At 72.0% G+C, this 13,975-nt stretch carries 11 protein-coding genes; 3 read left to right on the top strand and 8 right to left on the bottom strand.

What is annotated here, in order from left to right; all coding sequences use genetic code 11:
* The first annotated feature begins 24 nt into the window (after nt 1-24).
* Both MXD59_RS12530 and MXD59_RS12525 read left to right on the top strand, forming a co-directional pair.
* The gene (locus MXD59_RS12530) at nt 25-1,776 is read left to right on the top strand and encodes a serine/threonine-protein kinase (RefSeq protein WP_248824827.1); all 1,752 of its coding nucleotides are present in this window, start codon (nt 25-27) and stop codon (nt 1,774-1,776) included.
* A gap of 148 nt (nt 1,777-1,924) precedes the next feature.
* Nucleotides 1,925-2,311, top strand: coding sequence for an SHOCT domain-containing protein (locus MXD59_RS12525; protein WP_163550755.1), 387 nt, complete (start codon nt 1,925-1,927; stop codon nt 2,309-2,311).
* 140 nt (nt 2,312-2,451) lie between these two features.
* Here the strand turns inward: MXD59_RS12525 and pgl are convergent, their stop codons facing one another.
* The 5 genes from pgl to MXD59_RS12500 all read right to left on the bottom strand — a co-directional run bounded on the left by pgl (nt 2,452) and on the right by MXD59_RS12500 (nt 8,562).
* A complete protein-coding gene (pgl, locus tag MXD59_RS12520; RefSeq protein ID WP_248824826.1) occupies nt 2,452-3,228 on the bottom strand; it encodes a 6-phosphogluconolactonase in 777 nt (258 codons plus the stop codon).
* Nucleotides 3,225-4,424, bottom strand: a complete 1,200-nt coding sequence (locus MXD59_RS12515) for a glucose-6-phosphate dehydrogenase assembly protein OpcA (protein ID WP_248824825.1) — start codon at nt 4,422-4,424, stop codon at nt 3,225-3,227. The genes pgl and MXD59_RS12515 overlap by 4 nt, the downstream gene beginning before the upstream one ends.
* 100 nt (nt 4,425-4,524) lie before the next feature.
* The gene (zwf, locus tag MXD59_RS12510) at nt 4,525-6,054 is read right to left on the bottom strand and encodes a glucose-6-phosphate dehydrogenase (RefSeq protein ID WP_248824824.1); all 1,530 of its coding nucleotides are present in this window, start codon (nt 6,052-6,054) and stop codon (nt 4,525-4,527) included.
* Nucleotides 6,055-6,085: 31 nt separating this feature from the next.
* Nucleotides 6,086-7,201, bottom strand: coding sequence for a transaldolase (gene tal / locus MXD59_RS12505; RefSeq protein ID WP_248824823.1), 1,116 nt, complete (start codon nt 7,199-7,201; stop codon nt 6,086-6,088).
* Nucleotides 7,202-7,968: 767 nt separating this feature from the next.
* On the bottom strand, nt 7,969-8,562 hold the full coding sequence (locus tag MXD59_RS12500; protein ID WP_248824822.1) for a hypothetical protein: 594 nt from the start codon (nt 8,560-8,562) through the stop codon (nt 7,969-7,971).
* 148 nt (nt 8,563-8,710) lie between these two features.
* Between MXD59_RS12500 and MXD59_RS12495 the strand changes: the two genes are divergently transcribed.
* A complete protein-coding gene (locus MXD59_RS12495; RefSeq protein WP_248815549.1) occupies nt 8,711-9,580 on the top strand; it encodes a heme o synthase in 870 nt (289 codons plus the stop codon).
* 781 nt (nt 9,581-10,361) lie between these two features.
* On the opposite strand, the gene MXD59_RS12490 is transcribed toward MXD59_RS12495, so the two are convergent.
* The 3 genes from MXD59_RS12490 to MXD59_RS12480 all read right to left on the bottom strand — a co-directional run bounded on the left by MXD59_RS12490 (nt 10,362) and on the right by MXD59_RS12480 (nt 13,969).
* Nucleotides 10,362-11,459, bottom strand: coding sequence for a COX15/CtaA family protein (locus tag MXD59_RS12490; RefSeq protein WP_248824821.1), 1,098 nt, complete (start codon nt 11,457-11,459; stop codon nt 10,362-10,364).
* Between the two features lie 609 nt (nt 11,460-12,068).
* The gene (locus MXD59_RS12485) at nt 12,069-12,794 is read right to left on the bottom strand and encodes an ABC transporter permease (RefSeq protein ID WP_163548770.1); all 726 of its coding nucleotides are present in this window, start codon (nt 12,792-12,794) and stop codon (nt 12,069-12,071) included.
* 59 nt (nt 12,795-12,853) lie between these two features.
* A complete protein-coding gene (locus MXD59_RS12480; RefSeq protein WP_248824820.1) occupies nt 12,854-13,969 on the bottom strand; it encodes an ABC transporter ATP-binding protein in 1,116 nt (371 codons plus the stop codon).
* Nucleotides 13,970-13,975: the final 6 nt, after the last annotated feature.

Raw genomic sequence — 13,975 nt, 5'->3', positions numbered from 1 at the left:
CCGCTCCCAGCGGATGGCGCTGGCGTGGTGACTGAGCCGGACACGGCCGGCCAGAGCGGTCACGGAACGGCCGGCGTGGTCGGAACGGCCGGCGTGGTCGGAACGGCCGGCGTGGTCGGAACGGCCGGCGTGGTCGGGGCAGCCGGAACGGCCGGCGGCGAGGGCGGCGGGCGGCTGGTCGCAGGACGTTACCGGCTGGGCGCCTGGCTTGGCGCCGGTGGGATGGGCACGGTCTGGCATGCCCACGACGAGCTGTTGCGGGTCGACGTCGCGCTCAAGGAGATCCGCTTCCCGGCGGACCTCGACGACGCCGAGCGCGCCGGGCAGATGGCGGCGGCGATGCGGGAGGCCCGCGCGGCCGCGCGGCTGCGCGGCAACCCGCATGTCGTCACCGTCCACGACGCCGTCGAACACGACGGTCTCCCGTGGATCGTCATGGAACACGTGCCGGCCGACACCCTGGCGGCCACCGTCGAACGGCATGGACCACTCGCCGTCGCCCGCGTCGCCGAGATCGGCCTGGCGGTGCTGGACGCCCTCGTCGCCGGGCAGCGCCTCGGGGTGCTGCACCGGGATGTGAAACCGTCCAACATCCTGCTGGCCCACGACGGGCGCGTGCTGCTGACCGACTTCGGTATCGCCGCGCAGGCCGGCGACCCGACCATCCCCGACCGCTCCACGCGGGCCGAGGCGGCCGGACCGCTCGTCCTGGTCGCCGTGGAGCGTCTGCTCAGCCGCGGCGGCACGCCCGCCTACTCGGCGCCCGAACGTCTCGTCAACGGCATCGCGACGCTCTCCGGTGATCTGTTCTCCCTCGGTGCGAGCCTGTACTTCGCCGTCGAGGGCCATTCGCCGTTCGCCCGCGAGGACCTGCCGACCACCATCGGCGCCGTCGTCGGATCCGAACCACCCGCGTTCACCCGTGCCGGTCCGCTCGCCCATCCGCTCGCCGGCCTGCTCGCCAAGACCCCGGCCACCCGGCTGGACGCCCAGGGCGCCGAGGCTCTCCTGCGGTGGGCCCGCTCGTCGTCCTCCGGTCCCGGTGCGGCCGCTGGGTCCGGTTCCTCGATCATCGCCGCGCCGGGGTCCGGGGTGCCTGACCACGAGCTCGCGGCGGCGGGGCGTCCGGCGCCGGGGGGAGCCGCGCGGCCAGAGCAGGGCCGGGTGCCGTGGTCGGGTCGATGGCTGCTTGCCGGTGCGGTGCTCGTGGCGGCGCTCGTCGCGGGTGGCCTCGCGCTGTTCGGTGACGATGGTCAGCCCGCCGGCGCCGATCGCCAGCGACCGAGCGCCAGCGCGACACCGGCGCCGGCCAGCGGGTCCGCACCCTCGCCAGCACCCGCCCCCAGGGCGGCACCCGTCCCCTCGTCGACGGCCACGGCCACGGCGACGGTGCCGGCGGGCCTGATCGGACGCTGGCAGGGCACCGTCACGCAGGGACCGCTCACCTTTCCCCTCACGGTGACGCTGCGGGCGGGACGGGCCGGCGAGGCGGTGGGTACCGCCCGCAACCCTCGTGACGGCTGCACCAGCGACCTGGTGCTGATCTCGACGGGCGCCGATGACGATCCAAGCAGCCACGAGGTCGCGATCAGCGCCGATGGACGCGGCCCCACCTCGGCCCGCTTTCGCGAGCGGCTCACCAACGGATCGCTGTCATGCACCGAGGTGGATGCCGACGTGCTGACCCCGCTGCCCGATGGCACGGTCAGGTTCAGCTACACCGCGTCCCCGCTGGCCTCGTCCGGCCATGCCGTGCTCCGGCGGGTGGGCGACTAGCGCGGTCAGGGGTCGAACATGTCGATCCCGGTGGTCCTGCTCCCGGCCTCAGGGCTGGAGGGCGCGCGCAGACGTGGCAGGTGGGCTGCGCGGGTATTACCAGGACCTGGGCGTTCGGCAGCTGCCGCGCCCGACTGGAGGTACGGTCATGGATCCTGACTTCCCGCTGTTGAGCGTCTTTCTCTACATGTTGTGGTTCTTCGCGTTCGTACTGTGGATCTGGTTGCTGGTCGCGGTGATCACGGATGTGTTCCGTAGCCACGACATGTCCGGATGGGCCAAGGCCGGTTGGACCGCGGCGATCATCATACTGCCCTGGGTGGGCGTGCTCGCCTATCTGATCGTCCGGGGCGGCAGCATGCACGAGCGCAACCGTGCGGCCGCCGAACGTAACGAGCAGGCCTGGCGGTCCTACCTGCGGGAGGCTGCCGGGACGAGTCGGGCCGACGAGCTCGGCAAGCTCGCCCACCTGCACGATCAGGGTGTCATCTCGGACGGCGAGTACGAGCGCGGCAAGACGAAGATCCTCACCTGACCCATCGGAGGCTGTCCACCGCCGCCCGGTGGCCACCAGGGCCTTGGCCCCAGTGGCCACCGGGCGGCGGCGCCGTGTGCGCCCCGTGCCGTGCGCTGCCGTGCCGTGCTGGTGCTCGTGACGGACCGCGGCGGGCCGGGTCAGCGGGCTGTGGGCAGGCGGGACGCGGCCGCACGGTCGGCCAGCCACAGGGTGCGCTCCCGACCGACGGCACCGGTCGCGGGAACCTCGATCGGACCGGCACCGGCGAAGGCGGCCGCGACCGCCTGCGCCTTCTCCTCGCCGGCGACGATCACCCACACCTGACGTGCCGACTGGATCGTCGCCAGCGTCAGCGAGATCCGCACGGGCGGCGGCTTCGGACTGTTCCCGACGGCCACGACCGCCTCGGTGGACATCACCCCGGGCAGGTTCGGGAACAGTGACGCGACGTGCCCGTCCGGGCCGAGGCCAAGCAGGACCACATCGAAGACGGGCAGGTTCGTCCCTGGCGCGGCCCGGCTGGCCAACAGCTCGGCGTACTGCGCCGCGGCGACCGTGGCGGCCTTGAGCGCGGCGGCGTCGTCGGCGGCCGGCTCACGCGGGTGACCCATCGGGAAGATCCGGGCGGGATCGACCGGGAGATGGTCGAGCAGCGCCTCCCGGGCCTGGCGTTCGTTGCGGTCCGGGGAGTCGGCCGCGACGAAACGCTCGTCTCCCCACCACACGTCGACCCGCGACCAGTCCACCACGTCGAAGGCCGGGCTGGTCCGCACCGCGCGCAGCAGCGCGATGCCGATACCACCGCCGGTCAGGACGACCGACGCCTCGCCACGCTCGGCCTGCCCGTCGACCAGGGCCGTGATCAGCCGGGCGGCTACGGCCCGGGCGAGAACGCCCGCGTCGGGATGCGGGACGAGCAAGGGCTCGGCCGTCATGCGCCGCCCCTGGCCCGCGAGGCCGGCCCGGCCGGCCCCGAGCGGCGCGGTGCGCCGGGAGTGGCCCGTCCCGCCGCCGGACGTTGCGTCGGCTTCGGCTGTCCCGCCGCCGGACGACCCTCACCCGAGGGTGTGGTCGGCGCCGAGGGGGGCGTGGGAGCCGGCGCCGAGGGCGCGGCGGGGGTGGTGGGGGCCGCCGCGGTGGCCGCGCCCACGCCGGCGGGAACCGGGGTGTGCTGCATCGGGTCGCGCCAGATGTGCTCGCGATGCGGGTTGCGCCCGGCCAGGTTCGGCAGGTTGCTCCAGGTGCCGAGCGCCTCGGCGAAGGTGACGTCGTCGTCGAGGCGACGCAGCTCCTCGGCGAGCAGCTCGCCGAGGCCGCCTTCGACCAGCGGCAGGACCCGGTCGGGGTAGCCGGAACGGGCGATCGTCGCCGAATGGGCGTCGGTGCGGGTGATCGCGAGGCGGTCGCTGCCGAGTTCGACGGCGACGCCACCGATGGTGGCGTCGCCACCGGTCTCGCGCACCGTCACCGCGACGCCGAGTCGGTTGCGCAGCCAGCCGGCGAACAGCTGGGCGCTCGGGTTCGACCGTCCGGCGCTGATCGTCACGGCGGTCGGCTGGTCGCTGACCGCGTCGAACGCGGCGGCGAGCAGGGTCCGCCACGGGGAGAGCCGGGTCCACGCGACGTCGGTGTCGCCCGGGGCGAAGTCCGTGGCCCGCTGGGTGAGGGCGGCCAGCGGGTCGGGTGCCCGGGAGACGTCGGTGACGCGGCGGTCGGCGAACACGCCGAGCGGGTCGTGGGCGATCCGGACCGGCGGCTCGTCATGCCACCAGGTGACGACCGGGGCGTCCGGGGCGAGCAGGGGCAGCACAACCGATTCGGCGTGCAGCGCGAGGCGTCCGGACATCCGCATGACGACGGCCTCGCCCGGGCCGAGCCGGCCGCCGATCGACACCTCCGCGTCCAACCGGGGATGCGGCGCGTCGATCTGGCGGCGCACGACCAGCAGCAGTCGGCACGGATGCGCGGACGCGGCCTGGGTCGCCGCGGCCTCGGCCTCGCGGACGTTCTTCTCGTCGACGACGGCGACGAGGGTGAGCGCCAGACCGAAGGCGAGGGCCCCGGCCGCACGCCGTTCGGCCGCGAGCGCCTTGACCACATCGGATCCGGTGGTGTCCCACAGTGTGGTCACGAGATGCTCCTCTCCGCCCAGCGACGGCACTGCGCCCGGGACGAACGTCCGAAGGTGCGTCCAAAGGTGCGTCCGGAGACGGTGGGATGCCCGGCGGCGATCATGGGCGCCGCCAGCGGCGGCTGTCGAGGGCGAGCATCTCGTCGGCGGCCGTGGGACCCCAGCTGCCCGCCCGGTACCGGAACGGGGTGGTGCTCGCCCAGTGCTCCTCGAGCGGGTCGATGATCCGCCACGACTCCTCGACCTCGGCGTTGTTCGGGAACAGCGTCGCGTCGCCGAGCAGGACGTCCAGGATGAGCCGCTCGTAGGCCTCGGGCAGCGCCTCGGTGAACGCCTCGCCGAACAGGAAGTCCATCGCGACGTCGCGGACCTCCATCGCCGAGCCCGGCACCTTGGAACCGAACTTCAGCGTGACACCCTCGTCCGGCTGCACCCGGATGACGAGCTGGTTGTTGCCGAGTTCGGCCGTGTCGGTCTGGTCGAAGGGCAGGTGCGGCGCCTTCTTGAACACGATCGCGATCTCGGTGACCCGCCGCGGCAGCCGTTTGCCGGTACGCAGGTAGAACGGCACACCGGCCCAGCGCCGGGTCTCGATGCCCAGGCGCACCGCCGCGTAGGTCTCGGTCCGCGAGTCCGGTGGGATGTCCTTCTCGTCCAGGTAGCCGGCGACCCGCTCGCCCGCGAGCCAGCCCTGCTCGTACTGACCGCGCACCGCGTAGCGGGCCAGGTCGTCCGGCAGCGACACCGCGCGCAGAACCTTGATCTTCTCGGTGCGGATGGTCTCCGCGCTGAAGCTGACCGGTTCCTCCATCGCGGTGAGCGCCAGCAGCTGCAACAGGTGGTTCTGCAGGACGTCGCGGGCGGCACCGGTCTCGTCGTAGAACCCGGCCCGGGTGCCGATGCCGACATCCTCGGCCATGGTGATCTGCACCGAGTCGACGAACTGCGAGTTCCAGATCGGTTCGAACAACGTGTTCGCGAAGCGCAGCGCGAACAAGTTCTGTACCGTCTCCTTGCCGAGGTAGTGGTCGATCCGGTACACCCCGGCCGGTGTGAACACGTCGTCCACCAGCGAGTTCAGCTCGCGGGCGGAGCCGAGGTCATGCCCGAACGGCTTCTCGATGACCACCCGGCGCCAGGCGTCGCCGCCGGTGTTGGCCAGGCCGGTGCGCTGCATCTGCTTGAGCACGACCGGGAACGCCGACGGCGGGACGGACAGGTAGAACGCCGCGTTGCCGCCGATGCCGTGGCTGCGGTCAAGCTCCTCCAGCGTGGCGCAGAGCTTGTCGAAGGCCACATCATCGTCGAACGAGCCCGGTACGAACCGGATCGAGCTCTCCAGCCGGTCCCACACCTCGGCGCGGAACGGGGTACGCGCCCCCTTCTCGGCGGATTCGCGGGCGAACTGGGCGAAGTCGCCGTGCTCCCAGTCGCGCCGGGCGAAGCCGAGCAGGACGAACCCCGGCGGCAGCAGACCGCGGTTGGCCAGGTCGTACACGGCCGGGATGAGCTTCTTGCGGCTGAGGTCTCCGGTCACGCCGAACACCACGAGGGCGCTGGCGTCCGGGAGCCGCGGCAGCCTGCGGTCGCGCGGATCCCGCAGTGGGTTGGAGTTCAGCGTGGACGCCACCCGATCCCCCTTCGTGTTCGTCGTGGGCCGGTCAGCGGGCGGCATCGGAGCGGCCGAGCTGCTGGGCCACCGTGTCGAGCAGCTGCTTCCACGAGTCCTCGAACTTCTGGACGCCCTGTGCCTCGAGCGTCTCCACGACATCATCGATATCGACGCCGACCGTGGCGAGGGCGGCGAACACGGCCCGGGCGTCGGCGTAGTTCGGCCGGATCGTCTCTCCGGACACGCTGCCGTGATCGGCGAACGCCTGCAACGTGGCCTCGGGCATCGTGTTGACGGTGCCGGGGGCGATCAGCTCGGTGACGTAGATCGTGTCCGGCAGCGACGGGTCCTTCGTCGAGGTCGACGCCCACAGCGGACGCTGCGCCTTGGCGCCCTGGGCGGCCAGAGCCGCCCAGCGGGGCGAGCCGAAGATCTTCTCGTATCGCTCGTAGGCCAGGCGCGCGTTCGCGATCGCGGCCTTGGCGTGCAGGGCCTTCGCCGCCGGCGTACCGATCTTGTCGAGGCGGCTGTCCACCTCGGAGTCGACCCGGCTGACGAAGAACGACGCCACCGAGGCGAGATCGGAGACGTCACGCCCGGCGGCGACGGCCTGCTCGACACCGGTCAGGAAGGCCTCGATCACCGCCTCGTAGCGCTCCAGGCCGAAGATCAGGGTGACGTTGACGCTGATCCCCTCGGAGATCACCCGGGTGATCGCCGGCAGGCCCGCGAGGGTGGCCGGGATCTTGATGAACAGGTTCGGCCGGTCGACGAGCCACCACAGCGCGCGGGCCTCGGCCACGGTGCGCTCGGTGTCGTGAGCCAGCCGCGGGTCGACCTCCAGGGAGACCCGGCCGTCGACCCCGCCGCTGGCGTCGTACACGCCACGCAGCACGTCGCAGGCCTCGCGGACGTCGGCCGCGGTGATCGCCCGAACGGCCTCACCGACATCGACGCCACGGACCTTCAGGTCATGCAGCTGCTCGGAGTACTGATCGCCCGAACCGATCGCCTTCTGGAAGATCGTCGGGTTACTGGTCACACCGACGACATCGCGGGTGGCGACCAGGTCGGCGAGATTGCCGGTGCGCAGTCGCTGACGGCTGATGTCGTCCAGCCAGACCGCCACTCCGGCGGCCGAGAGCTCGGACAGGGGGGTGCTCATCGGTGGTGTGTTTCCTCTCCGCGGCGATGGATCCTTCACACGATCTCAAGCTCGTCCCGGCGTCCGTAATGCCGGGATGATCCGTGAATCCGACCGAGGTGGCCGAACCCACACCGGCCTGGCGCCAGGCGACGCGGCCGGATGAGACCTGCCGGGCGGTGCCGGATGCAGCCCTCGGGCAGTGCACCCGCCCATCCGGTCCAACCCCTTGGGCCCCTACCCCACCATGCCTGCGCCATCCCAGTCTGATCCCAGTCTGATCCCTCACGGTGCGCCTGCGTGACGCCCAGGTAGCGATGAGACGAACAGCCAGGTCAAATGGCCTGGACGGGGAGCGTGACCGACGCCACGGCGAGACGACCACCACCACAACTTCCACCTGGTCGGGCGGGCCACCCGGGCGGTCGGCCCAGCCGGGACGGGTCGACCGGCACCCCGCGGGCCGGACCTGAGGCGGACGGCGGGCCGGACGTGAGGCAGACCGCATCCCCGCCCAGGGGGATCCAGGCGCGACCGGCGCGCGTGCGCCCCGATCCGACGGCTAGACTCCGACACGTCGTAGAACACCGTGCGCTCCGTAACCGGGGCTCCGTCCAGTGCGGGTCGTCCGCCGATCCCGCCGATCGCGAGGTCGCTCTGTCTACCGAGGCCGCCCTTCGTCGCCGGCGCGTCACCACACGCGGCCCGGTGCGGTCGGACACGTCACCAGCGGTGGCTCCTGGCTCCGTGGCCGCTCCTGGCTCCGTGGCCGCTCAGTCCGAACTGGGTCAGGTCCCGCACCAGGTCCAGCCGCAGCCCCCGAACCCGGCTGCCGCTGCCACCGTGACGGGCTCCAACGGCGTCAGGCCGTCCACCGGTGTGAGCCTGGCGCCGTCGAACGGTGTGAGCGTCGAGCCGTCGAACGGTGTGAGCGTGCAGCCGTCCAACGGTGTGAGCGCCAAGCCGTCCAACGGGGTCAGCGTGAAGCCCTCCAACGGTGTGAGCGTGCAGCCGTCCAACGGGGTCAGCGTGCAGCCGTCCAACGGCGTGAGCGTCAAGCCGTCGAACGGGGTGAGCGTCAAGCCGTCGAACGGGGTCAGCGTCAAGCCGTCCAACGGGGTGAGCGTCAAGCCGTCCAACGGCGTGCAGCCGTCGAACGGGGTCAAGCCGTCCAACGGGGTGAGCGTCGCTCCATCGAACGGGGTGAAGGTGTCGAACGGTGTGAGCGCGACCCTGTCCAACGGTGTGAGCGCGAAACTGTCGAACGGCGTGAAGCCGTCGAACGGTGTGAGCGTGAAGCCGTCCAACGGGGTGAGCATGGTCCCGTCGAACGGGGTGAAGGTGTCCAACGGCGTGAAGGTGTCCAACGGTGTGAGCGTCACGCTGTCCAACGGCGTTTCGGCGTCCAACGGTGTTTCGGTGTCTCCTGGCGCCGCGGTGGCCGGTGGCGTCGGGACGCTCGCGGTCGCGGGCGGCCCGGTGGCGCGGCTCGCACCGGGTGCGGGGGCCGGCTCGGGTGTGCTGGGCGCGCTGAACGCGAAGGCGCGCGCCTACGTCGCCCTGATGAAGCTGCGCGTGGTCGAACTGCTGCTGATCACCACGGTGCCGGCGATGATGCTCGCCAAGCGCGGTATGCCGTCGGTGTGGCTCATCGTCGTGACACTGGTCGCGGGCACCCTGTCCGCGGGCAGCGCGAACACGATCAACTGCTATGTCGACCGCGACATCGACCAGGTGATGGGCCGCACCCGTAAGCGCCCCCTGGTCCGCGCCACCGTGACGCCGACCGAGGCGCTCGTGTTCGGCATCCTGCTCGGCATCGTCTCGACGCTCATGTTCGGCCTGCTGGTGAACTGGCCGTCGGCGCTGCTGTCGCTCGGCGCGATCTCGTTCTACGTTTTCGTCTACACACTTGGTCTCAAGCGCCGCACCCCGTCGAACATCGTCATCGGCGGCGCGGCCGGTTGTTTCCCGGTGCTGATCGGCTGGTCGGCGGTCACCGGATCACTGAGCTGGTCGGCGGCGCTGCTGTTCGCGATCGTCTTCTTCTGGACGCCGCCCCATTTCTGGGCGCTGGCGATGAAGTTCCGCGACGACTACGCCGCCGCCGGAATCCCGATGCTCCCGGTCGTGGCCTCACCCGAGACGGTGACGCGCCGCATCCTGTTCTACGCCTACGGGATGGTCGCGGTGTCCCTGGTACTCGCCCCCGTCGCCCACACCGGATGGTTCTACCTGGCCAGCGCGATCGCGGTCGGCGGCTGGTTCCTGGTCGAGGCACACCGCATCGTCCGGCGCACCGCCCGTGGCGAGGACCCGCGCGCCATGCACCTGTTCCACATGTCCATCACCTACCTCACCCTCCTGTTCACCGCGATCGCCATCGTCGCCGTCGTCTGACCTGTCTCGGACGCCCGTCGAAGGTCCTGATCGGGACGGCCCTGGGATATACGAATCACGGCCCCGGGCCGGCGTGCGTGACGCCGGCCCGGGGCCGTTTCGTCTGCCCAGTCCGGGCTGTCAGCCCTCGACCGTCCTGCGTGGACGACCGAGTCGCTGGGCCCGCGCCGACCGGACACCGCCCGCCGCGGCCATGACCGACACCGCCCCACTCTCTCCTGAGGGAGGGCCGTTTCCCCGACCCTGAGCAGGCGGCTTTCACGGCTTTTGTTCCGACTCTCGGGCGGGTGCGTGCTGCACGGGTCGTCGTGGGGTGTTCCTGCCAGGGCATCGAGCCCTGCCGCGAACCCCGTCTTGCATCGGCCGGGCCTGGGCTTGGCCTGGGCCTGTCTCGGGGCTGTCTCGGCCTGTCTCGGGGCCGCTTTGGGGGAACAGCGGCAAGGGGTGGGTGGCCGATCGGCCGGTTTGAGGCCGATCCATCGACACCCGCTATCCGCGGCGCCACGCGGGCCCGTGCCCAGAAGACGAGACGGTCGCGGCCGTGAACCACCGTCCAACACGACCCGCGTGTCTTTGAGCGCCGGCCCGACAGTTCCGTGGCTGGTCCCCGACCCGGTGCGAACTGGCCCGTCACTGCCGCTGCCGTCACTGCCACCGCTGCCGCTGCCGCCACTGGTGGTGTCGCCGCTGGCAGTGACACGGCCGGCGGCGACACGGCCGGACTCGGACGGGGCGGAGGGAGCCTGACTGAGACGGCCGAGCGGCTGAGACGGCCAGACGGTCAGGGGATGAGGTTCGCCGACAGGGCCGGGGTTGCCGGGCGGTCAGCCGCGGATTCGGGAGACGTCGCGGACGTGGCCCTGGGTGCGGCCACCACGCCAGCCGTGGCGGATTCGGCCGCGGCCGTCCTGGCTGCCGGGGGCTCGCTGACAGCGCTGGCGGTGGCGGTGGCCGGTTCGAGAGCGGGGCGCTGGGCCATGGCGAGCCACAGGTAGAGGGCGGCGATCCACATCACGGTGGCACCGGTCATGTGGAGGGCGACCAGGCCGGACGGGATGCCGAGGAAGTACTGGGCGAACCCGACCCCGGCCTGGGCGACGATCGTGGCCAGTAGCACCAGCGACCCGCGCCGCGCGGCGGTGGGGGCCGTGGTGATCCGCACGGCGAAGGCCATCGCCGCGGCGAGGCCGGTGAGCAGCATCGCGCCGTCGGCGTGCAGTTGGGCGACATTGACGATGTCGAAGCCGAACCGCGCACCATGGGTGGCGTCGCCGCTGTGCGGACCAGTGCCCGTGACCACGGTCCCGAGCACGAGCACCGCCCCGGCTGCGACGACGAGCAGCCGGGCCAGCCACAGCAACGCGGGGGCGACGGTCGGTGTCACCGGACCTGCCCCCTGCCGGGACCGGCGCTCCAGCACGACCGCGTTCCACAGCAGCACCATCGACAGCAGGAAATGCGCCGCCACCGTGGCCGGATGCAGCTTGGTGAGCACCGTGATCCCACCGAGCACCGCCTGGCCGAGGTAGTCAAGCCACAGCCCGAACGACAGCCGGGTCAGATCACGGCGCCGCCCGCCGCGCAGCCGCAGCGCCATCAGCGGGGTGATCAGCACCACGACCCCGACGACCAGGCCGATCACCCGGTTGCCGAACTCGATCGCACCGTGCAACGCGTACTCGGAGTGCGGCGTGAACGACCCGTCACCGCACTGCGGCCAGGTGGGACAGCCCAGGCCGGAGCCGCTCAGGCGCACCACTCCGCCGCTGACCACGATCAACGACAGCAGGACGACATTGGCCGCGGTGACGATCTGAAACGCGCGTCGCCCGACGAGCGGCAACCTCCGACGCGCTGTAGAAGCTGACACGGTTGCCATCGTAACTCCCACCCCCATCCCCCTCATCCGACGCCCGCCCACCCGTGCGCCCGCCCACCCGTGCGCCCGCCCACCCGTGCGCCCGTGCACCCGTGCACCCGTGCACCTGTCGCTCTGGGCGCCGGCCCCCAGACCGATCTTCTCCCCCAGATCCCGGCCAGACCGCGGCCAAGATCGCGGCATGCCGAGGGTTGTTCGAGGATCGGGGCCCTCGATTTCCGACCAGTCCTCGGCATGCGGCCGAATAACCCTCGGCATCTGGGCTGCGGCGGGGCTTATCGGACGGCGAGGGGCATCGACGGTAGCCGAGAGGCGTCAATGGTCACCAAAGGTGGCCGATGGTCGTCGATGGTGGCCAAGGGTGATCGATAATGGCTGGGAGTGGTCGATAGCCGTGGAGGCTGTCGAAGGGAGCCATCCAGGGATTGCCGAGGGGCCGTCCAGCGGGGCTGCCGAGGGGGCCGTCCAGCGGGGCTGCCGAGGGGCCGTCCAGCGGGATTGTCGAAGGGCCGTCCGGCGGGGCTGCCGAAAGGGTGGCCGAAGGGTCGTCCGGGGTGTGTGCCAGGGGGTGGGTGCCAAGGGGGTGTGTGCCAGGGAAAGGGGATGCGGTTATTCCCAGCGGAAGGTGCGGGCGGCGAGGCCCAGGCTGGCGACGGCCCACACGGCCAGCACGATCAGGGGGCGCAGTCCGGGCCCGTCGCCGTCGGCGAGGACGTGACGCAGTCCGTCCGACAGGGCCGCCGTCGGCAGGCCCTCGGCGATGACCCGCAGCCATCCGGGTAGTTCGGACAGTGCGAAGACCACGCCGCCGATGAGCAGCAGCAACAGGTAGACGCCGTTGGCCGCCGCGAGGGTCGCCTCGGCGCGCAGCGTCCCGGCCATCAGCAGGCCAAGGCCGGAGAACGCGGCCGTGCCCAGCACCAGGAGCAGCAGTACCCAGGGCGCGGCGGCCACGCCACCGGAGGGCTTCCAGCCGAGTGCGAAACCGACGGCGACGAGCAGGACGAGCTGCAGCACCTCGACGGCGAGCACGGCCGTGGTCTTGCCGGCGAGCAGGATGGAGCGGGGCAGGGGAGTGGCGCCGAGCCGTTTGAGCACGCCGTAGGAGCGTTCGAAGCCGGTGGCGATCGCCTGCCCGGTGAACGCCGTCGACATGATCGCCAGGGCCAGGACACCGGGCACGAGGAAGTCGACCGGTCGCCCGGTGTCGTGCGGCAGGACGTCCACGCCGGTGAAGAAGGCCAGCAGGCCGACCGGAATGATCAAGGTGAGCAGGACGGACTCGCCGCGGCGCAGGGTCAGGACGAGCTCGAGTCGGGTCTGCGCCGCGAACATCCGGGCGCGGCTCGCGGCACCGGGCGCCGGACGAAGGTCCAGCGTGGCACCCGCGGCGGTCACGGGCGCAGCTCCGCACCGGTCAGTTCCACGAAGACGTCCTCCAGGGTGCGTTGCTCGACCCGCAGGTCCTCGGCGAGCACGCCGTTGCCGGCGCACCAGGCGGTGACCGCGGCCAGCAGTTGTGGGTCGACGGTGCCCTCCACCAGGTAGTGGCCGGACGGGCTTTCCTTGGCGGTGGTGCCGTCGGGCAGGGCGAGCAGCAGGGTGGCGAGGTCGAGGCCGGCGGGGGCGCGGAAACGCAGTTGGCCCTCGGCGCCGCCGCGGGTGAGTTCGGCGGGGGAACCGGTGGCCACGACGCGGCCGTGGTTGATGATGGTGACCTGGTCGGCGAGGCGCTCCGCCTCGTCCATCGCGTGTGTGGTGAGCACGACGGTGACCCCGGCGGCTCGCAGTTCCTCGATGAGCTCCCAGGTGGTGCGGCGCCCGGCGACGTCCAGACCGGCGGTGGGTTCGTCGAGGAAGACGAGTTCGGGGCGGCCGACGACGGCCATCGCCAGCGACAGGCGTTGCTGCTGGCCGCCGGAGAGACGGCGAAACGGGGTGGCGGCGGAGTCGGTGAGGCCGAGCCGGTCGAGCAGGGCGGCGGGGTCGAGCGGGTCACGGTGGTGCGCGGCGACCAGGCGCAGCATCTCCCCGGCGCGCGCCCCGGGGTACATCCCACCGGACTGCAGCATGATGCCGACCCTGGGGCGCAGCTCGACGGCGTCGGCGATCGGGTCCCGACCGAGGATGCGCACCTCGCCGGCGTCGGCGGCGCGGAAACCCTCGCAGATCTCCACGGTGGTGGTCTTGCCGGCGCCGTTCGGCCCGAGCAGCGCCGTGACCGAACCCACCGGCACGCTGAACGACAGCCCATCGACCGCCCGGATGCGCCCATCGGCGACACGGCCGGACGTGGGCGGTTCGGACGGGTGCGGTTCGGACGGGTGCGGTGCGAGGACCGCGGGGAACTCGCCGGAACCAGGCTCGCGTGGACCGCGCCGGGCGCGGCGGCCACGCGCGCCGCCGTCCCGTCGCCGATCCGCGCGCGACGGCCCGGTACGGGTGACCGCGGAGCGCGCGGAATAGGTCTTCACGAGGCCCGCGACGCTGACTGCCAGGATCTCGGCCACTCGGCG

Source organism: Frankia umida (genome assembly GCF_023242945.1).
Classification (GTDB): Bacteria; Actinomycetota; Actinomycetes; order Frankiales; family Frankiaceae; genus Frankia; species Frankia umida.
The sequence above is the reverse complement of the archived record's forward strand: the minus strand, read 5'-3'. Positions and strand labels throughout refer to the sequence as shown.

Excerpts from the sequence above, each read along its gene's own strand:
- MXD59_RS12485 (WP_163548770.1), bottom strand. The coding sequence starts at position 12,794 with ATGTTCGCGGCGCAGACCCGACTCGAGCTCGTCCTGACCCTGCGCCGC.
- MXD59_RS12490 (WP_248824821.1), bottom strand. The coding sequence starts at position 11,459 with ATGGCAACCGTGTCAGCTTCTACAGCGCGTCGGAGGTTGCCGCTCGTC.
- MXD59_RS12525 (WP_163550755.1), top strand. The coding sequence starts at position 1,925 with ATGGATCCTGACTTCCCGCTGTTGAGCGTCTTTCTCTACATGTTGTGG.
- pgl (WP_248824826.1), bottom strand. The coding sequence starts at position 3,228 with ATGACGGCCGAGCCCTTGCTCGTCCCGCATCCCGACGCGGGCGTTCTC.
- tal (WP_248824823.1), bottom strand. The coding sequence starts at position 7,201 with ATGAGCACCCCCCTGTCCGAGCTCTCGGCCGCCGGAGTGGCGGTCTGG.